This is a genomic window from Clostridium sp. CTA-1 (assembly GCF_054768215.1).
In genome coordinates, this window is record NZ_BAAAAP010000015.1 from 40,875 (window position 1) to 59,277 (window position 18,403).

The following is an 18,403-nucleotide window of genomic DNA, read 5'->3' on the forward strand; positions in this document are numbered from 1 at the left end:
AAATTATGAGAATCCTTTACATTTTTCTCATAACTATCTATTCTAATTATAATAGGAATGTAATTAACCTTCAATAGCTTTATATTTCATCTTTGTAGCTTTTCCACCTCTTATATGTCTCTCCGCCTTATTATAATCTAATATTTCTTTTGCTTCTTCCGCGATTTGAGGGTTTATTTTAGGTAACCTTTCCGTCATATCTTTGTGTATTGTACTTTTACTCACTCCAAAAACTTTGGCTGTTTTTCTTATCGTAGCTTTAGAATCTATAATATAGTGTGCCACTTCAAGAACTCTTTCTTCAATGTAATCTTTCAAAGTGCTACCTCCTTAATCCCTTTATAGTTATAAATATGCTTGTATAAAGGATTAAATTCATTTATATTTAGCCATCTTCCGCATAAAAGCGGAAAATGGCATCCTTATTAATATTTAATATATTTTGAAGGATTTATGTATTTATTTCCCTTCATCATAGCAAAATGCAAGTGATCTCCATATTTTTCATATGCTGCTCTTAATGTAGTTTTTCCTACATTACCTATTAAAGAACCTTGCTTTATTTGCTGCCCTTTAGTAACTTTAACTTTAGAATCTAAATTAGCATATACACTCTTTATTCCGTTTTGATGATTAACAGTTACCTTTACACCATCTTGGCTTGAAGTGACTATTTCTTCAACTTTCCCATCTGCAATAACACAAACAGGTGAATTTAGTTTAGCTTTTATATCTAATCCTAAATTAGCTCTATAACTTGAAGTTGAATTCCAAAATACTGGATCTTCTGAATATACTCTTGCTAAAGTTCCTTCCACTGGTTTTATAAAATTATTATTTTGAGCTTTTGAAACTTGAGCTGTTTCCTTTTCACTTTGTTTGCTCTTTTCACTTTCTTTATTTTGCTCTTTTTCATTTTCTTTGTTTTCTTCTTTTTTCACTTCAAGGGCATTATTATAACTTTTAGAATTTCCTTCTACAGCCTTTGCCGAATCTTTTTCTTTTTTATTTTCAACTACTTTATTTTCAATAGGTTCTTTCTTTACATGTGAATTGCTCTTCACTGAAATTGCTGCTATAGCAGCTACTATGCAAAGACAAAGGAATAAAACTACATAAAACCCCTCCTTCTTAAAAAAGTTTGATTTTTTATTAGATGGTTTTTTTTCCATATCAACACCTCCTTTTTTTAGTTTGTCCAGTAGATAGCAAAAAATACATATTTTATTAAGAAATTTTCCCTTTTTTTCTCCAAAATTCAACATTGCTTTTGTTGTATTTGATATCTAATTGTTGATGCTTGTAAATTCTTAAATTGCAATTTGAATAATTAAAAATATCATTCAAAATAAAATAGATTTAATTTTAACACCACAAAGATAAAAAAATATACTTCACATAAGTCTTATTAATATGTTTATAATGTATATTTTTTATTTTTGCTATATTAAAATTAAATCTATTCTTAGGCATACACTTATATAAATTTTAAAGTTCTATGTTATATAAAAACTTATGATTATAAATGCCAATCCATAAATTTATTAACACTAATTTTTATATTTAAGAATTTCTATATCTACTCCTTTATAATAATGTTTAAGTATATAATCATATTTTTCTCCTGATTTACCCATACTATTTGCTCCCCATTGACTCATTCCAACATTATGTCCATACCCATTACAATTAACTATAAAATAGTTATCTTTAAATTCTAAGGAAAATTTAGATGAATTTAACCCTAAAATTTTTCTAAATTCTGTACCTTTAATTTCTATATTATCTATTTTAATTTTTTTAATACTACCACTTTCTGTTTTATCCTTTATTATTATTTTTTTATTTATATCTTTTTTATTTATATTACACTTAGGATATTGTTTTTTTATAATTTTTATAAATTCATCATAAGTAATTTTTTTACTGCTCTTAAATTTAGGAGCCCTCTCTTCTCCTGGACTTTTTACACTTTTTAAATAAGGAACGTCACTATTAAACACATTTTCGCTATTTTCTGTTTTTCCATTACTAGTAGCAAAATAATATGGAGCCATAACTATTTCATTGTTATATACAAGTACATTTCCCTTAGTACTATTAACGCTTTCTTCTATTTTATTCCAATATTCATTTCTCTTTCCTTTTGGCCAAGATTTTATTCTTTTATCCTTAGGCATAAAAACTTGAGACTGAACACTATCACATACATCTGCATTTATTCTTTTATTATATTGATTTTCACCAAAACCTTTCATATGAGCTAAGGCATATGTTCTAGCCGCTACTGCTTGAGCCTTTAGTGCTTCTATATGAAACTCTGCTGGCATTTCCGCTGAAACAACACCCTTTACATATTCTTCTAAAGGTATTGATCTTACAACCTTTTCATTAACAAAATAAACTCTAACCTGTGGCTCTGATTCCACTTTATATTTTTTATTTATATCTACCTTTTCTTCTTGTTTTTTCTTCTCTAGCCCGATCTTATTTATGGGATTCTTAACCTTTTGCTCTTTGTTTCCACTAAAAGATAACACAAAGCTTAAAATTAACATAATACAAACAGTACTTATTATTGTTATAACTAACTTATTAATATTAGTATACCTATTTAATCTTCTCATGTTTTCCCTCTTTTCATAATAAAGTTTTCTATACAATTATATTTTTCATAAAGGTGTATTATGCTAAAAGATAAGCTAAAACTTAATTATAATTTTGTTATAAGCTTAAATATTATTTCCTATATGTATACACAAATTATTATAATTTTAATGCTAAGTAAATTTTTAAAATAAACTCAAAAGTTTACATATAAATATAATAAAAAAACTCATAGCAAATAATCACCATGAGTTATTCATCATATACAATTATTAAATTTTAATTTACTCGTATAATATCTGCTCCTAATTTATTTAACTTTTCCTCTATCTTTACGTATCCTCTATCTATATGATAAACATCAGTTATTTCCGTTTTGCCTTCAGCCACTAGAGCACATAATATAAGAGCTGCTCCTGCCCTTAAATCTGTAGCTTTAACTTCTGTTCCTGTTAATTTACTTACACCTTCTATTACGGCACTTCTTCCATCTATTTTTACATCTGCACCCATTCTCTTCATTTCAGATACATGCATAAACCTATTTTCAAATATAGTTTCTGTAATAATACTGGTTCCTTTTATAGTAGACAATAAAGCCATCATTTGAGCTTGCATATCTGTTGGAAAGCCTGGATAAGGCATAGTTTTTATATCTACTGGATTTAATACTTTTCTTCCATCTACTATAGCAGTTTCTCCTTTTATTTTTATATCAACACCCATTTCTGTTAACTTTGCAATTATGGGTTTTAAATGTTCTTCTATAACACCATTTATTTTTATTTTACTCTTAGTTATAGCAGCAGCTATCATAAAAGTTCCTGCTTCTATTCTATCATATATAGGTCTATGTGTTGCTCCCTTTAATTCATTAACACCCATTATTCTTACTGTATCTGTTCCTGCCCCTATAACCTTTGCTCCTATACTGTTTAAAAATCTTCCTAAATCCTCTATTTCTGGTTCCTCTGCTGCATTCTCTATAATAGTTTCTCCTTCTGCCATAACTGATGCCATCATTATATTTTCTGTAGCCCCTACAGAAGGAAAATCTAAATAAATTTTATTTCCTATCAATTTATCTGCCACGGCTTCTACATAACCATGGCCTATATTAACTTTTGCTCCAAGGGCAGTGAATCCTTTTAAATGTAAATCTATAGGTCTTGTACCTATATTACATCCTCCAGGTAATGATATTTTAAACCTTCCAAATCTAGACATCATAGGACCCATTAATAAAAATGATGCCCTCATTTTCTTAACTAAATCACTATCAGGTTCTAAATTATCCACTGGTTTAGAATCTATTATAACTCTATTGTTAACCTCATCTATATTCACCTTAGCTGAAATACTTTTTAAAATTTCTCCAATAACAAACACATCTTCTAGCATTGGCGCGTTATCTATAACACATTTATCTCCACTCAATATACTACCTGCAATGATTGGTAATACTGAATTTTTAGCTGTACTTATGTTTACATCACCTTTTAATTTATTTCCACCATTAATCACTATCTTATCCATTATTATCCTCCATTTCGATATTACTAATATGTTAGGTTTATCTGTGGTGTTCCTAATATTAAGTAGGTTTTTTCTGAATTATATTTACATACAGCATGATTAAAATCTATTTTTTTACCACAGACCTTTATTGGAGTATATCGTTTTGTATAAGCTGTAGTGCTATATCCATTATCTATTTTTATTGTTTCTATATTCCTAGCACCATTTTTATTTAAAATTAAATTTATATCATCATTTAATTTTTTTAAATTTTTACTATTATTTTCTGCTTTTAAATATTGAAAAATATAGTCTTTTTTATTTTTAAAGCTTAAATATGACTTTAAATTATTTTTAAAATTTATAAAGCTCTTGTTTAATGTAGAACTTTTAAAATCTATCATGACTATATTTTCATCATTATATTCTTTTATACTTATATTTCCTGACATCTCTTTGTTATAAAAATATATATTATAATTACCATTTTTATTAAGGTATTTTTTATTAAAATCTTTATCTAATCTTAAATACGAACATATTTCTTTAGCAATTTCTTCATTTTGTGATTTTGCAGAAAAAGTTACATTACTTCCTACTTCAACTATATTACTATTTGTTTTATCTACTATTTCAAAAAATAACTCATCCTTATCTTTTGCTTTAGAATAATTCTTGGGTATAAATAAAACTGCTATTATAGAAAATAATAAAATAATTAATATGCCAAATTTTATTCTTTTCTTCATTTATATCTCCCCCTTTCTCTTTAGATTATTTACATAAATTTCTAATTATATTCAATCCTAATATATTATTAATATATAGTTCTCAATAAAAAGTGTGAATTGTTTTTAAAATACTTACAAAAAAAGCTTACAAGGTATACATAACTTTAATATTAAAGTTATGTATACCTTGTAAGCTATAAAAATTTCTCTAATGTTCTTTAGTTTTAATTCTAGCAATAGATCTAAACAATGCTAATTCTGCTCTTTTTACATCTATTTCTTTTTTATTTAGTAATCTTTCCTCTGCTCTTTTTTTAGCATTTTCTGCTCTATTTATATCTATATCTTCTGGTTTTTCACTAGCATCACAGATAATATATATATTTTTATCATCTACTTTTAATACTCCACTAGATGTAAATATATTTTTTTTATTGCCATTTAAATCTATATATGTCGTAATAGTTGGCTTTAAATAAGTAATCATATTGACATGATTAGGAAGTATCGCTAATTTGCCATCTAATCCTTCGGTTATTACTTCTTTTATCTCTCCAATTTTAATGTTTTTTTCAGGAGTAAATATAGTAAGTTCTATATTATCTTTCATATTATTCTCCTCTATTAACCTATTATAATTCTATTCCATTTCCTCTGCTTTCTTTAAAACCTCTTCCATGGTTCCTTGGAATAAGAAAGCTGATTCTGGAATATTATCATGTTTACCCTCTAATATTTCTTTAAAACCTTTAACAGTTTCTTTTATAGGCACATATTTACCCTGCATTCCTGTAAATTGTTCTGCTACTGTAAATGGTTGAGATAAAAATCTTTGTATTCTTCTTGCTCTACCAACTACTAATTTATCTTCTTCTGAAAGCTCATCTATACCTAATATAGCTATTATATCTTGAAGTTCTCTATATCTTTCAAGTATATTTTTAACCTTTATAGCTACATCATAATGTTCTTCACCTATTATTCTAGGATCTAGCATTCTGGATGAAGACTCTAATGGGTCTACTGCTGGATAAATTCCAAGCTCTGCTATAGATCTTGATAAAACTGTTGTTGCATCTAAGTGAGTAAATGTTGTCGCTGGTGCTGGGTCTGTTAAATCATCCGCTGGAACATATACTGCTTGAACAGATGTTATAGAACCATTTTTTGTAGATGTTATTCTCTCTTGAAGAGCTCCCATTTCAGTAGCTAAAGTTGGTTGGTATCCAACTGCACTTGGAATTCTTCCTAAAAGAGCTGAAACTTCTGATCCTGCTTGAGTAAATCTAAAGATATTATCTATAAACAACAATACATCTTGACCTTGGTCTCTAAAGTATTCTGACATTGTCAAACCTGTAAGCGCTACCCTCATTCTAGCTCCTGGTGGTTCGTTCATTTGTCCAAATACCAATGCTGTTTTTTCCAAAACTCCTGATTCTTTCATTTCATAGTAAAGATCGTTTCCTTCTCTAGTTCTTTCTCCAACACCTGTAAATACTGATAGTCCACCATGTTCTTTAGCTATATTATTTATCAACTCTTGTATTAATACAGTTTTTCCTACTCCTGCTCCTCCAAATAAACCTATTTTTCCACCTTTTTGATAAGGCGCTAATAGATCTATTACTTTTATACCTGTTTCAAATATCTCTGGTTCTACAGATTGTTCTTCAAAACTTGGAGCTGATCTATGAATAGGATAACTTTCATTTGATGTAAATTCTCCTACTTCATCTATAGGGTTTCCTAAAACATTAAATAATCTTCCTAAAACTTCTTTACCTACTGGTACTGAAACTGGACTTCCTGTATCTAAAACTTCCATACCTCTTCTTAGTCCTTCAGTACTTTCCATAGCTATAGCTCTAACTGTGTCATCTCCTATATGTTGTTCAACTTCAGCTATAACTTTTTTATCGCCAGCATTTATTTCCAATGCATTAAATAAATCTGGAAGATTTTCCGAATCAAATTTTATATCTATAATTGGTCCTATTATTTGTATAACTTTTCCTAAGTTTGGCACTATAGTACACCTCCTACCTTTGAGCTTCTGCACCACCAACTATTTCTGATATTTCTTGTGTAATAGCACTTTGTCTTAATCTATTAAATTGTACATTTAAATTATCTAGCAAATCATTAGCATTATCTGTCGCACCATTCATTGCTGTCATTCTAGAACCATTTTCACTAGCTTTTGAATTATAAAAACAATTTAATACCGTTGCTTTTAAGTAATTTTCTAAAACTTCATCCATCACCTGAGTTATTGAAGGATTAAATTCTATATATCTATTATCATTTTTATTTTCTTTAGTAAATGGTAATATTTTATTAATTAAAACCTGCTGTTTAACAGGTGAATAAAACTCTGAATATACTAAGAAAACTTCTCCTATTTTTTTAGTGCTATAAAGTTCAATTATACTCTGTGCTATAGTTCTAGCTTCTTTTGCTGTAGGAACATCAGGTATTTCTATGTATTCTGCTAAAGTTTTTACACCTAATTTCTTTAAATACATTCTTCCTTTTTGTCCTATCACTATAGCCGAAGATTTCTCTCCATCTTTTTTTATTTCATCTATAACATTGTTTATTATGTTTACATTAAAGCTACCACAAAGACCTGAATCAGATGTAAATATAACATATAGCTTATTATCACTATCATTGCCATCTATATAAATATTTTTATCTTCCATAGAGTTAATTATATCTTTTAATACTAATTCATACTTATTATAGTATTTTTTATTTATTTCTAAATTAACCCTAGCTTTTCTAAGTTTAGCAGTAGCCACAAGCCCCATAGCTTTTGTGATTTTTCTTATATTGGTTACAGATTTTATTCTTCTTCTTATTCCGATAAGCCCTGCGCCTGCCATATCTTACCTCCTTCAGAGATATTACATCTCTGATAAAAATACATTTTTAAAATCATTAATAGCTTTATCTAGCTTGCTTTTAAGCTCATCAGTTAATTGTTTCTTTTCCAATATCTCTTTTTCTATTTCTCTATAATGAGTATCCATATATTTAAATAATTCTTCTTCAAATGCTTTTATTTTATTTACAGGTATATCTGAAAGATGATTATTAACTACGCCATAAAGAATTATTATCTCTTTTTCAACAGGCATAGGTCTGTATTGAGGTTGTTTTAATATCTCAACCAATCTTTTACCTTTTTCCAATCTTTTCACTGATTCTTTATCTAAATCAGATCCGAATTGAGAGAAAGCTGCTAATTCTCTATATTGTGCTAAATCTAATCTCAATGTACCAGCTACTTGTTTCATAGCCTTAATTTGAGCATTTCCACCAACCCTTGATACTGATATTCCTGCGTTAACCGCTGGTCTTTGTCCTGCATTAAACAAATCAGCTTCTAAGAATATTTGACCATCCGTTATTGATATAACGTTAGTTGGTATATATGCAGTAACATCTCCTGCTAAAGTTTCTACTATAGGTAAGGCTGTTAATGAACCTCCTCCTAGCTTCTCTGACAATCTAGCAGATCTTTCTAGCAATCTTGAATGTAAATAAAATACATCTCCTGGATAAGCTTCTCTTCCTGGTGGTCTTCTAAGTAATAGAGACATTGTTCTATAAGCTACCGCATGCTTAGATAAATCATCATATACTATTAAAACATCTTTTCCTTTATGCATAAAGTATTCACCCATGCTGCATCCAGCATAAGGAGATAAATATTGTAAAGGAGCTGAATCTGATGCTGTAGAGGAAACTACTATAGTGTAGTCCATGGCTCCCATTTTAGTTAAGTCATTAACTATATGTGCTACTGTAGATTGTTTTTGTCCTATAGCAACATATATACATATTACATCATTATCCTTTTGGTTAAGTATTGTATCTATTGCTATAGCCGTTTTTCCTGTTTGTCTATCCCCTATAATCAACTCTCTTTGCCCTTTACCTATAGGTATCATGGAGTCTATAGCTTTTATTCCTGTTTGCAATGGTTCTTTTACAGACTGTCTATCTATAACTCCTGGTGCTTGCACTTCAACTGCTCTAGTTTCATTAGTTAAAACTGGTCCTTTCCCATCTATAGCCATCCCTAAAGAATTTACTACTCTTCCTACTAAGGCTTCTCCTACAGGTACTTCAACTACTTTTCCAGTTCTTTTTACTACATTTCCTTCTTTTATACCTTCTTCAGACCCTAGTAAAACGCAACCTACATTATCTTGTTCTAGGTTTAGAGCCATTCCATAAACATCATTTGGGAACTCTATAAGTTCTCCTTCCATACAATCTTGCAATCCATAAACTCTAGCAATTCCATCTCCAATTTGAATTATTGTTCCAGAATCTACAGTCTCTACGTTAGTATTAAATTTTTCTATTTGTTGTTTTATTATTGATGTTATTTCTTCTGGCTTTATATGCATAGTCTCACCTCTATTCTCTTTTGAGCATCATTTTTTTTATGTCTTTTAATTTTGTACTTAGAGTACCATCTAAAACGTCATCTCCAACTCTTACATATACTCCACCAAGTATGTTTTTATCTAATTCTTCTTCTAATATTATTGTTTTATTATATTTATTTTCTAATTTTTTTATTAGCTCTTCTTTTTCTTCTTTTAATAGTGGAATTACAGTTTTAACATTAGCTAAAATCATGTTATTCTTTTCTAGATATATTTTTTCCATTTCCTTTAGCTTTTCTCTTAAATACAAAATTCTATCTTTATCTATTAATACTAATAAAAATGATAAAATCTCATCGTCTACTTTATCTTTAAATATTTCAGTAAATATATCCTTCTTTCTAGAAGTGCTTATTTCTGGATGCTTTAGTACATTTAAAATATCTTCGTTATTTGTTATTACATTTACTACATCTTTTAGATCTTTTAAATATTCATCTACTTTATTGTTCTGTTCTGCTATTTCATAAAGAGCTAGAGCATATCTCCTATCTAAATATTCATACATAGCTATATACCTACCTTACTTATAAAATCCTTTATAAGTCTTCTATGCTCAAGATCATCTATAGTTTTTTCGAATGCTTTAGAAGAAACTAATACAGCAAGTTCTACTGCTTCTGTCTTTATTTCATCTTCCGCATTTTTCTTTTGTCTTTCCGCTTCTAATCTTGATCTTTCTATTATTCTATCTGCTTCTTCATGAGCTTCTTTAACAATGTCCTCATATACTGTTTCAGCTTTTGATTTATAATCTTCTACTATAGTTTTACCTTGTTTTTTTGCATTGCTTAGTTCTAATTGATTTTTTTCTTTTAGATCTAATGCTATTTTTTGATTTCTATCTGCATCTTCTATTTTAGTTATTATTTCATTTTGTCTTGAATCAACTACAGCAGTTATTTTATCAAACCAAAAATGTTTTAATATTAAAAGCAGTATAATAAAATTTAATATTGAAGCTATGACTTGCGGAATGCTTATTTCCATATATTAAAAGCCTCCCTTCGGCTTTTAATTTTATAAGTTCCTATGTAAATAGATACTTATAAAATTAAACTACCTTAGATATTAAAATTAATGCTACTATTAATCCATAAATTGCTGTTGCTTCTGAAAAAGCACTACCTATAAGAAGAGTACTCATAATCTTACCACTTGCTTCTGGTTGTCTTGAAACTCCTTCTACTGCCTTTCCTGTAGCATTACCTGTTCCTATACCTGCTCCTATACAAGCTAATGCTGCTATTCCTGCTCCTAAAGCCGCCATTCCTGATACAAATGCTTTTGGATCCATAACAAATTCCTCCTTAAATTTAAAAAAATTATATTTCTTAATTAATGTTCTGATATTACTTTTATATTAATCATAGTTAACATAACAAATATAAACATTTGAATTGTTCCATCAAACAAATCAAAATATATATGGAATGGAATAGGTATTACCAATTGTGCAAAAGAACTTACTCTAGATAAAGCTGAATAAACCAAGTCCATAATAAGTACTGCTGCAGTCATATTACCAAATAACCTTAGACTTAAAGATACTGGTAACATAATCCTTTCCAATATATTTAAAGGTAATAAAAACAAATACGGCTTCCCATATCCTGCCAAATAATGTGTTGCTCCACTTTTCTTTATGGCATATCCTTGTATTACTATAAAAGATATTACTGCTATTCCTGCCACTAGACTTAAATCTAAAGTTGGTGGTTTTAAACCTAATAATCCCATTAAATTCATAAGTAGTAGATATATCATTAATGTTCCTACATATGGGACAAATTTTTTAAATTCTGGTCCCATATTTTCATTAACTAAACCCCTAACAGAATTTAACATTATTTCCATAATTGTTTGTTTTTTATCTGGAACTTTCTTTAGATTTCTTGTCAATATAATGCTCATTAAAGATATTATTACAATAATTACCCATTGAGTTATTAAAGTTGAAGTAATACCAAACTTATATCCAAACAAATTAATATAAAATAATGGTAAAATCTTTTCCAATTCATCACTTCCTTTTATACTTCATTTTTACCTAAATTTGTTCCATAAAATATTATAGATATAAAATTTGAACTATATCCAAGTAAAAAAGGAATAATATTTTTTGTATTGTTTTTAGACAATACTAAGCCTATTACACACACGGTAATAATTCTAATAAAAAAACTTAGCATAGAAAATATAGGACTTTTATTTTTTACTACTACCATATTAGTGATTTTAGCATTTATAAACAGGTTAACATTAGATAATATTAATCCTATTAAAAAATAAAAACCATATCTAATATTAAAAATAAAACTAATAGTAATAAAAAAAATTGTTCCTATAATGATATTAAATATTATTATTTTAGAAATCATTTTTTTAATTTCTGCTATCAATTACAAATCCTCCGGAGTCATCTTTGTGATAACTTATTATATAACTTATAGTATAATAGTCAAAATTTTAATTATACTTATTTATCACCTTTTAGGCCTATTATTGGCAATTTAAACGTTTTACATACTTTTAACCATTACTTATCTCCAAATAAATATGAATTCCTTACTGTAAGAATGTTTTAAAACATTTTATGCAATTTCATCATTTAATTCACAATTCCAAATATTTTGTTTTTCATAATTTTTTTATACTTTTTTTTCAATTTTCATAATTTTTTTCAGAAAACTTATAATTTAATTATAAATTCATTATAAATTCATTATAAATTCATTATAAATATCACTGTTTTATATAGTAATTGTTACAATTTCGCAAAATAATAATGAATTAATGGTTTTTGATTCTTTCAATTGTTTTTAATAAAAAAACAATATAAATAAATAATATTTATATTGCTCTTTATTTTACCCATATTTTGTTTTATTATTTATTAATTTCAAACTCTTCTGGTCTTTTTTCTATCTTATCAAAATAGTATAATATACTATCTACTATTCTAGTTGATGCCTTACCATCCCCATATGGATTTATAGCTTTGCTCATAACATCATATTTTTGTTTGTTTTCTATTAAATCGGAGGCTTCTTTAGTTATAACTTCCTTATCTGTCCCCACAAGCTTAACTGTTCCTACTTTTACAGCTTCTGGTCTTTCCGTTACATCTCTTAGTACTAAAACTGGTTTACCTAAATGAGGTGCTTCTTCTTGAAGTCCACCTGAATCTGTCATTAACATATAACATTTATTCATTAAATTATGTGTTTCTTTTGTATCTAATGGATCTAATAAATGTACTCTTTCTAAATCTCCTAAGATACTATAAACTGTATCTCTTACCACTGGGTTTAAATGAACTAAATATACAATCTCCACATTCTTGTATTTTTCTATTATAGTTTTTAATGCATTACATATATTTTCTATACCTTCTCCCCAATTTTCTCTTCTATGAGCTGTAACCATTATTACTTTTTTATTTTTATAATCTATTTTATTTAAATCTTTATTTTCAAAAACGTAATCTTGTTCTACAGTAAACTCCATAGCATCTATAACCGTATTTCCTGTTACAAATATGCTGTCTTCATCTATAGCCTCTCTTAATAAGTTATTTTTAGAACCTATAGTAGGGGCAAAATTTAAATCTGCTATACTTCCTGTAAGTTTTCTGTTCATTTCCTCTGGGAAAGGAAAATACTTATCAAAAGTTCTTAATCCAGCTTCTACATGCCCTACTTTTATTTGCTTGTAAAAACCTGCTAAGGCTCCTGCAAAAGTTGTAGTTGTATCACCATGAACTAATATTAAATTAGGTTTTTCTTTTTCAAAAATTTCTTCTAATCCTTCTAACACTCTTGTAGTTATACCTGTAAGACTTTGTTTTGATTTCATTATATTAAGATCAAAATCTGGTTTTATATCAAATAATTGTAAAACTTGATCTAACATTTCTCTATGTTGTGCTGTCACACATACCCTATTTTCTATTTCTTCTCTTTTTTCTAGTTCTTTAACTAAAGGTGCCATTTTTATAGCTTCTGGTCTAGTTCCAAATATAGTAATAGTTTTTATCTTATCCACTTTCCTTGCCTCCTTATTCTTTATGACTAAAAAATCCACATTTCCATGCTATTAATATAAGAGCTAACATTATTGCTGTAAGTAAAAAATATGACTTTTGATTACTTATTTGCATAGCTATTATAGCAAAGCTTCCTAATACAGCACTTATTAAATACATTATTATAACTGCTTGACGTTGAGTTAATCCCATATCTAAAAGCCTATGATGAAGATGACCCCTGTCTGCTTGCATTATTGGTTTTCCATTTATTTTTCTTCTAATCATAGCAAATAATGTGTCATATATAGGTAATCCTAATGCTAATATTGGTACAACTATAGCAAAAGCTGTAGCAGACTTAATAGCTCCCTCTATAGATATAGCTGCTAGCAAAAATCCTAAAAGTTGGGATCCAGTATCCCCCATAAATATGGATGCTGGATTAAAGTTATAAGGCAAGAATCCTAATATAGAACCACTTAATATACTAGTTAATATAGCTGCTTCCCATCTTTGATTTAAAACAGCTATTACAAACATTGTAATACATGAAATTAATGCAACTCCTGCTGCCAATCCATCAAGACCATCTATTAAATTTAAAGCGTTAGTTATACCTATGACCCATAATATAGTTATAGGTATAGCCAAAGCATGCAATCCCACATATAATGTAGCTTGATCAAAAGGATTAGTTATAAATTGTATTTTTAATCCACACATTATTAAACAAATAGCTGCAGCTAATTGAAATATAATCTTTTTTATAGGAGAAATATCATACTTATCATCAATAAATCCACCTATAACTATAACAGTAGATCCTAATATTATTCCTATTTCTTCTAAAGTTAGAGGGCCTTTTTTTAATATCAAGGCAACTACAAAAGATATGTATATTGCTATACCACCTAAAAGTGGTATAGGTTTTTTATGAATTTTTCTTTCATCCTTAGGTATATCTACTACACCTAGTATAAATGCAGCTTTTTTTACTATAGGTGTTAAAATAACTGATAGCACTATAGCTGTAATAGCTCCAATTATGTATAATTTTGTATCCATTATAAAACTCTCCTTAATCTAATTACAGGACTTATTATTTAATCAACATTAACTATGCCAAACCAGCTATGATAAACAAAAGAGCTATAAATCAATTTATTTTTAATTAATAAGATCCATCACCATCTAATGAATCATCATTTTCTATCCATTCCTCAACCTGTATAATTCTAAATTTTTCTTTTGAATCTCTTATAACTACTTTATCAATACCAGAATTTATTATAAATCTTTTACAAAGAGAACAAGGACCAGCATTGGCCACATATTTACCAGTATTATATTCTTTACCAACTAAATACATAGTTGATGCTATCATGTCTTGTCTTCTAGCAGATATGATAGCATTCTGTTCTGCATGAACAGATCTACAAAGTTCATATCTAGTACCTCGAGGTACCTTTAGCTCTTCCCTTTTACAATATCCTAAATCACAACAATTTTTTCTTCCTCTAGGTGCTCCTGCATACCCTGTTGCCATTATCTCATCATTCTTAACTATTATAGCAGCAAAGTTTCTTCTAAGGCATGTGCCTCTTTCTAAAATAGTCTCACATATATCTAAATAATAATTGTTCTTATCTACTCTATCCATTACGCCCTCCATATATAGTATAAATAAAATTTTAATTATAACTCTACTTTATTCTATAATAAAACCCAAATAATTAAAAGTATTTAAGAACATTTTAAGAAAATTACGACTTAAAGTAAGTTATACCACAACCTATTAAAAAGGGATGTGTGGCTACAAAGGCGTCTCAATTCGCTAAGAAATTCAAATTATATTTAAAGCATTTGCGGTAGCAAACAAATTTAATAAAATAAAAATAATGACTTCAGCAAGTTTTATTTCGTATGAACTTACTGAAGTCATTACTATCCCTACTTAGTTTGCAACTTCTATTTATAACAACTTATTTCTAGTTTAATATTTCTAATGAAAAATAATTTTGAACTATATAAAATATCTACTAAAGATTTCTGGCTATGTCAATAATTATTACATATGAAGCGGCTATTCAATTGTTCCCATTAGTAAGTAACTATATCAAAATGATAGATTTTAGATATCCACTTAAACTAAAATTTTCTTATATAAACCTAAATATTAATTATTATAACAGCTTTTAAAGGTATTAAAACAAGAAATACTTTTAGGAAAAATAGATATCTATAAAAATAATCAGAACACTTTATTTGTGAACTAATATTAGCATTCCTTTATTTTTATAGCTATCTATTGACTAAAAGTATTTCTTGTTTTAATTATCAACCTTTAAGGGCGGTTAAGTCGTAATTTTCTTATTTTGTTCCGTATAGTCTGTCTCCTGCATCTCCTAAGCCTGGAACTACATAGCCTTTTTCATTAAGTTTCTCATCTACAGAAGCTACATATATGTCTACATCTGGATGTTCGTCCATAACTTCTTTAATTCCTTCTGGAGCTGCTACAAGACACATTAATCTTATATGTTTTGCTCCTTTTTGTTTTAATAATGTTATTGCATCTTTGGCAGATCCTCCTGTAGCAAGCATTGGATCTGTAACAATTACATCTCTATCACCAATATCTTGAGGTAATTTACAGAAATATTCTACAGGTTTTAAAGTTTCCTCATCACGATAAAGTCCTATATGTCCCACTTTTGCTGCTGGTATTAGACTAGTCATGCCACCAACCATACCTAAGCCTGCTCTTAATATTGGAACTATTGCTACTTTTTTACCTGATAGCATTTTGCATTTTGTTTTACATATAGGAGTTTCTATTTCAACTTCCTCTACTTGTAAATCTCTTGTAACTTCATAAGCCATAAGCATAGCTACTTCTTCTACTAATTCTCTAAAATCTTTAGAACCAGTATTTTTATCTCTAATTAAGGCTAATTTATGAAGAATTAATGGATGTCCTATTTGTGTTACTTTACTCATTTATGGTTTCCTCCTAGTTATCTCTTATATTATTTTTCTATTTCCATCATTTTGTTGACTCTGTTTTCATGCCTTCCACCTTGGAATTTAGCATTTAAAAAATTATCTACTATATCTAATGCTAATCCTACACCTACAACTCTTTGGCCTAGAGCTAATATATTAGCATTGTTATGTTCTCTGCATGCATGAGCACTAAAAGTGTCACTACACAAAGCTGCTCTAACTCCTTTGACTTTATTAGCAGCTATACTTATACCTATACCTGTTCCACATACTAATATTCCAAAATCAAATTCTTTAGCTACAACCTTTTCTGCAACGTTTTGTGCATAATCTGGATAATCACAGGATTCTTCTGTATATGTACCAAAGTCTTTTATTTCTATTCCTTTACCTTCTAAATGTTTTATTATTTCATTTTTCAAAGGTAATCCTGCATGATCACTTCCTAAAGCTATTTTCATTTAAAACACCTCCACATTATTTATATTAATTTTTGCAAAAAAAGAAGATAAACCACCTATTAGTTTTGTCTATCTTCTTTTAATTTTTTTAATAATAATAAAATGACATTTTTTAATTGTTTATAAGTACTTTTATAAACTTCTATATCTCCACCAAAAGGATCTAAAATCTCACCTTTTTGCCCTACATATTCAGTTACACAAAAAATTCTATCACTATCCTCCTGAGATAAATTGGATAATAAATCTTTAGCTGAATATGTCATAGTTAGTATTAGATCTGATTGATCTAATATCTCTTCATCTAATTGAATTGCTTCTCTATTAGATAGGTCTATATTAATATCTTCATTAATTATTTTACAAGCATTACCTGATGAAACACTTCCAGGCACCACAGCTATACCTGCTGATTTAGCAGTTATTTCTTCCATATCATTTAAAGAATTAAATATAGCCTCTGCCATAAAACTTCTACAGGTATTTCCTGTACAAACAAATAATATATTCATTAGTACCTCCTAATCTAAATTTATAATATCATAGCCAGCTGACTTCTTTAGCCTATTCATTATAGCTACTCCCATATCTTTTTCTTCAAATGCTTCAGATAAAATTAAATCTACATTCTTTTCATCAAAGGTTCTTAAAACATAAAACAAGTTATGGGCAATGGTGTTTAAATCTTTTCTACTTCCTATAGAAACCACCTCACCTTTTTTATAATTGTCTATAGTTTCATCTGTAGCAATAATTCCTACCTTCTTTTCTGCATCTATATAATTTTGCACCATTTCATTAATTTTTTCAATAGTTTTATTTAAATCCCCTTTAATTATTTTTAATGGAGCCTTTGGTGCATAATGTCTATATTTCATACCTGGTGCCTTTGGTCTCAATTCTTTATCTGGCTTTTTCATTATAGCTGGATCAATATATATATTAGAATCTACTTCTTTTAACATTTCTAATGTTATTCCACCTGGCCTTAAAATACAAGGTGGATCAATTGTACAATCTATTACGGTAGATTCAACACCTACTTCAGAATTATCCCCACCTAATATTGCATTTACCCTACCATCTAAATCCCCTACACAGGTTTCTAAATCTGTTGGGCTAGGTTTCCCTGATAAATTTGCTGAAGGTGCAGCTATAGGTACACCTGCCATAGAAATAAGTTCCATTGCTATTTTATTAGATGGCATCCTAATTCCTATACTATCTAAACCTGCACTAGTTTCGTTTGGTATTATATCTTTTTTCTTTAATATTATAGTCATAGGCCCAGGCCAAAATTTATCCATTAATTTTTGAGCTATAGGTGGTATTTTTTCAACTAATTTCTCTATATCTTTCACCTTAGAAATATGAACTATTAAAGGGTTATCCTGTGGTCTCCCCTTTGCTTCAAATATTTTTTTTACTGCATCTTTATCTAAAGCATTAGCTCCTAATCCATATACAGTTTCTGTAGGAAATACTACAAGCCCACCTTGTCTTAATATATTTCCAGCCTTACTTATGACATGCTCATCTATATTGTTTTCATCTAATCTCACAACTTTTGTTTTCATAATA

21 protein-coding genes are annotated in these 18,403 nt (G+C 28.4%); all 21 read right to left on the reverse strand.

Going from position 1 to position 18,403, the window contains the following annotated elements:
• Positions 1-63: 63 nt before the first annotated feature.
• The 21 genes from spoIIID to ACYUEW_RS12955 all read right to left on the reverse strand — a co-directional run bounded on the left by spoIIID (position 64) and on the right by ACYUEW_RS12955 (position 18,399).
• Positions 64-318, reverse strand: coding sequence for a sporulation transcriptional regulator SpoIIID (spoIIID, locus tag ACYUEW_RS12855; protein WP_003356559.1), 255 nt, complete (start codon positions 316-318; stop codon positions 64-66).
• A 107-nt stretch (positions 319-425) separates the two neighbouring features.
• Entirely contained in the window at positions 426-1,172 is a 747-nt protein-coding gene (locus ACYUEW_RS12860) for a M23 family metallopeptidase (protein ID WP_042385919.1), read from the reverse strand.
• A gap of 378 nt (positions 1,173-1,550) precedes the next feature.
• The gene (gene spoIID / locus ACYUEW_RS12865; RefSeq protein WP_257412365.1) at positions 1,551-2,627 is read right to left on the reverse strand and encodes a stage II sporulation protein D; all 1,077 of its coding nucleotides are present in this window, start codon (positions 2,625-2,627) and stop codon (positions 1,551-1,553) included.
• A 259-nt stretch (positions 2,628-2,886) separates the two neighbouring features.
• A complete protein-coding gene (gene murA, locus ACYUEW_RS12870) occupies positions 2,887-4,143 on the reverse strand; it encodes a UDP-N-acetylglucosamine 1-carboxyvinyltransferase (protein WP_003487852.1) in 1,257 nt (418 codons plus the stop codon).
• Between the two features lie 23 nt (positions 4,144-4,166).
• Complete coding sequence (locus ACYUEW_RS12875) at positions 4,167-4,874, reverse strand: YwmB family TATA-box binding protein (RefSeq protein WP_003487853.1); 708 nt, start codon at positions 4,872-4,874, stop codon at positions 4,167-4,169.
• Between the two features lie 190 nt (positions 4,875-5,064).
• A complete protein-coding gene (locus ACYUEW_RS12880) occupies positions 5,065-5,466 on the reverse strand; it encodes a F0F1 ATP synthase subunit epsilon (RefSeq protein ID WP_043030923.1) in 402 nt (133 codons plus the stop codon).
• 30 nt (positions 5,467-5,496) lie between these two features.
• Entirely contained in the window at positions 5,497-6,885 is a 1,389-nt protein-coding gene (atpD, locus tag ACYUEW_RS12885) for a F0F1 ATP synthase subunit beta (protein ID WP_003487857.1), read from the reverse strand.
• A 13-nt stretch (positions 6,886-6,898) separates the two neighbouring features.
• The gene (atpG, locus tag ACYUEW_RS12890) at positions 6,899-7,747 is read right to left on the reverse strand and encodes an ATP synthase F1 subunit gamma (protein WP_043030922.1); all 849 of its coding nucleotides are present in this window, start codon (positions 7,745-7,747) and stop codon (positions 6,899-6,901) included.
• A 21-nt stretch (positions 7,748-7,768) separates the two neighbouring features.
• Positions 7,769-9,283, reverse strand: a complete 1,515-nt coding sequence (atpA, locus tag ACYUEW_RS12895) for a F0F1 ATP synthase subunit alpha (protein WP_460276900.1) — start codon at positions 9,281-9,283, stop codon at positions 7,769-7,771.
• A 10-nt stretch (positions 9,284-9,293) separates the two neighbouring features.
• On the reverse strand, positions 9,294-9,833 hold the full coding sequence (locus ACYUEW_RS12900; protein ID WP_003487864.1) for a F0F1 ATP synthase subunit delta: 540 nt from the start codon (positions 9,831-9,833) through the stop codon (positions 9,294-9,296).
• Between the two features lie 2 nt (positions 9,834-9,835).
• Entirely contained in the window at positions 9,836-10,315 is a 480-nt protein-coding gene (locus ACYUEW_RS12905) for a F0F1 ATP synthase subunit B (protein ID WP_003487867.1), read from the reverse strand.
• A 64-nt stretch (positions 10,316-10,379) separates the two neighbouring features.
• Positions 10,380-10,622 carry an ATP synthase F0 subunit C gene (atpE, locus tag ACYUEW_RS12910; RefSeq protein WP_003487868.1) on the reverse strand — a complete coding sequence of 81 codons (243 nt, stop codon included), beginning with the start codon at positions 10,620-10,622 and terminating at the stop codon, positions 10,380-10,382.
• Positions 10,623-10,663: 41 nt separating this feature from the next.
• Positions 10,664-11,344 carry a F0F1 ATP synthase subunit A gene (locus ACYUEW_RS12915; RefSeq protein WP_003487869.1) on the reverse strand — a complete coding sequence of 227 codons (681 nt, stop codon included), beginning with the start codon at positions 11,342-11,344 and terminating at the stop codon, positions 10,664-10,666.
• Positions 11,345-11,358: 14 nt separating this feature from the next.
• Positions 11,359-11,727: an ATP synthase subunit I gene (locus tag ACYUEW_RS12920; protein WP_003487870.1), complete on the reverse strand. Its 369-nt coding sequence runs from the start codon at positions 11,725-11,727 to the stop codon at positions 11,359-11,361.
• Positions 11,728-12,214: 487 nt separating this feature from the next.
• Positions 12,215-13,372 carry a non-hydrolyzing UDP-N-acetylglucosamine 2-epimerase gene (wecB, locus tag ACYUEW_RS12925; RefSeq protein ID WP_042385924.1) on the reverse strand — a complete coding sequence of 386 codons (1,158 nt, stop codon included), beginning with the start codon at positions 13,370-13,372 and terminating at the stop codon, positions 12,215-12,217.
• Positions 13,373-13,385: 13 nt separating this feature from the next.
• Positions 13,386-14,420, reverse strand: a complete 1,035-nt coding sequence (locus ACYUEW_RS12930) for an MraY family glycosyltransferase (protein WP_003487872.1) — start codon at positions 14,418-14,420, stop codon at positions 13,386-13,388.
• A 106-nt stretch (positions 14,421-14,526) separates the two neighbouring features.
• Complete coding sequence (locus ACYUEW_RS12935) at positions 14,527-15,015, reverse strand: deoxycytidylate deaminase (RefSeq protein WP_003491904.1); 489 nt, start codon at positions 15,013-15,015, stop codon at positions 14,527-14,529.
• 710 nt (positions 15,016-15,725) lie between these two features.
• On the reverse strand, positions 15,726-16,355 hold the full coding sequence (gene upp, locus ACYUEW_RS12940; RefSeq protein ID WP_003491885.1) for a uracil phosphoribosyltransferase: 630 nt from the start codon (positions 16,353-16,355) through the stop codon (positions 15,726-15,728).
• A 29-nt stretch (positions 16,356-16,384) separates the two neighbouring features.
• Entirely contained in the window at positions 16,385-16,822 is a 438-nt protein-coding gene (gene rpiB / locus ACYUEW_RS12945; protein WP_030032880.1) for a ribose 5-phosphate isomerase B, read from the reverse strand.
• Positions 16,823-16,881: 59 nt separating this feature from the next.
• Entirely contained in the window at positions 16,882-17,334 is a 453-nt protein-coding gene (locus tag ACYUEW_RS12950) for a low molecular weight protein arginine phosphatase (RefSeq protein ID WP_460276901.1), read from the reverse strand.
• Between the two features lie 9 nt (positions 17,335-17,343).
• Entirely contained in the window at positions 17,344-18,399 is a 1,056-nt protein-coding gene (locus ACYUEW_RS12955; protein WP_460276902.1) for an L-threonylcarbamoyladenylate synthase, read from the reverse strand.
• Between the last annotated feature and the right edge of the window lie 4 nt (positions 18,400-18,403).

What these genes read in the sequence shown, in the direction of transcription:
- spoIID (WP_257412365.1), bottom strand. Translation starts at nt 2,627, where the DNA reads ATGAGAAGATTAAATAGGTATACTAATATTAATAAGTTAGTTATAACA.
- atpA (WP_460276900.1), bottom strand. Translation starts at nt 9,283, where the DNA reads ATGCATATAAAGCCAGAAGAAATAACATCAATAATAAAACAACAAATA.
- atpG (WP_043030922.1), bottom strand. Translation starts at nt 7,747, where the DNA reads ATGGCAGGCGCAGGGCTTATCGGAATAAGAAGAAGAATAAAATCTGTA.
- ACYUEW_RS12900 (WP_003487864.1), bottom strand. Translation starts at nt 9,833, where the DNA reads ATGTATGAATATTTAGATAGGAGATATGCTCTAGCTCTTTATGAAATA.
- rpiB (WP_030032880.1), bottom strand. Translation starts at nt 16,822, where the DNA reads ATGAAAATAGCTTTAGGAAGTGATCATGCAGGATTACCTTTGAAAAAT.
- ACYUEW_RS12860 (WP_042385919.1), bottom strand. Translation starts at nt 1,172, where the DNA reads ATGGAAAAAAAACCATCTAATAAAAAATCAAACTTTTTTAAGAAGGAG.
- ACYUEW_RS12950 (WP_460276901.1), bottom strand. Translation starts at nt 17,334, where the DNA reads ATGAATATATTATTTGTTTGTACAGGAAATACCTGTAGAAGTTTTATG.
- upp (WP_003491885.1), bottom strand. Translation starts at nt 16,355, where the DNA reads ATGAGTAAAGTAACACAAATAGGACATCCATTAATTCTTCATAAATTA.
- ACYUEW_RS12875 (WP_003487853.1), bottom strand. Translation starts at nt 4,874, where the DNA reads ATGAAGAAAAGAATAAAATTTGGCATATTAATTATTTTATTATTTTCT.
- ACYUEW_RS12930 (WP_003487872.1), bottom strand. Translation starts at nt 14,420, where the DNA reads ATGGATACAAAATTATACATAATTGGAGCTATTACAGCTATAGTGCTA.
- ACYUEW_RS12880 (WP_043030923.1), bottom strand. Translation starts at nt 5,466, where the DNA reads ATGAAAGATAATATAGAACTTACTATATTTACTCCTGAAAAAAACATT.
- ACYUEW_RS12955 (WP_460276902.1), bottom strand. Translation starts at nt 18,399, where the DNA reads ATGAAAACAAAAGTTGTGAGATTAGATGAAAACAATATAGATGAGCAT.
- atpE (WP_003487868.1), bottom strand. Translation starts at nt 10,622, where the DNA reads ATGGATCCAAAAGCATTTGTATCAGGAATGGCGGCTTTAGGAGCAGGA.
- ACYUEW_RS12905 (WP_003487867.1), bottom strand. Translation starts at nt 10,315, where the DNA reads ATGGAAATAAGCATTCCGCAAGTCATAGCTTCAATATTAAATTTTATT.
- ACYUEW_RS12935 (WP_003491904.1), bottom strand. Translation starts at nt 15,015, where the DNA reads ATGGATAGAGTAGATAAGAACAATTATTATTTAGATATATGTGAGACT.
- murA (WP_003487852.1), bottom strand. Translation starts at nt 4,143, where the DNA reads ATGGATAAGATAGTGATTAATGGTGGAAATAAATTAAAAGGTGATGTA.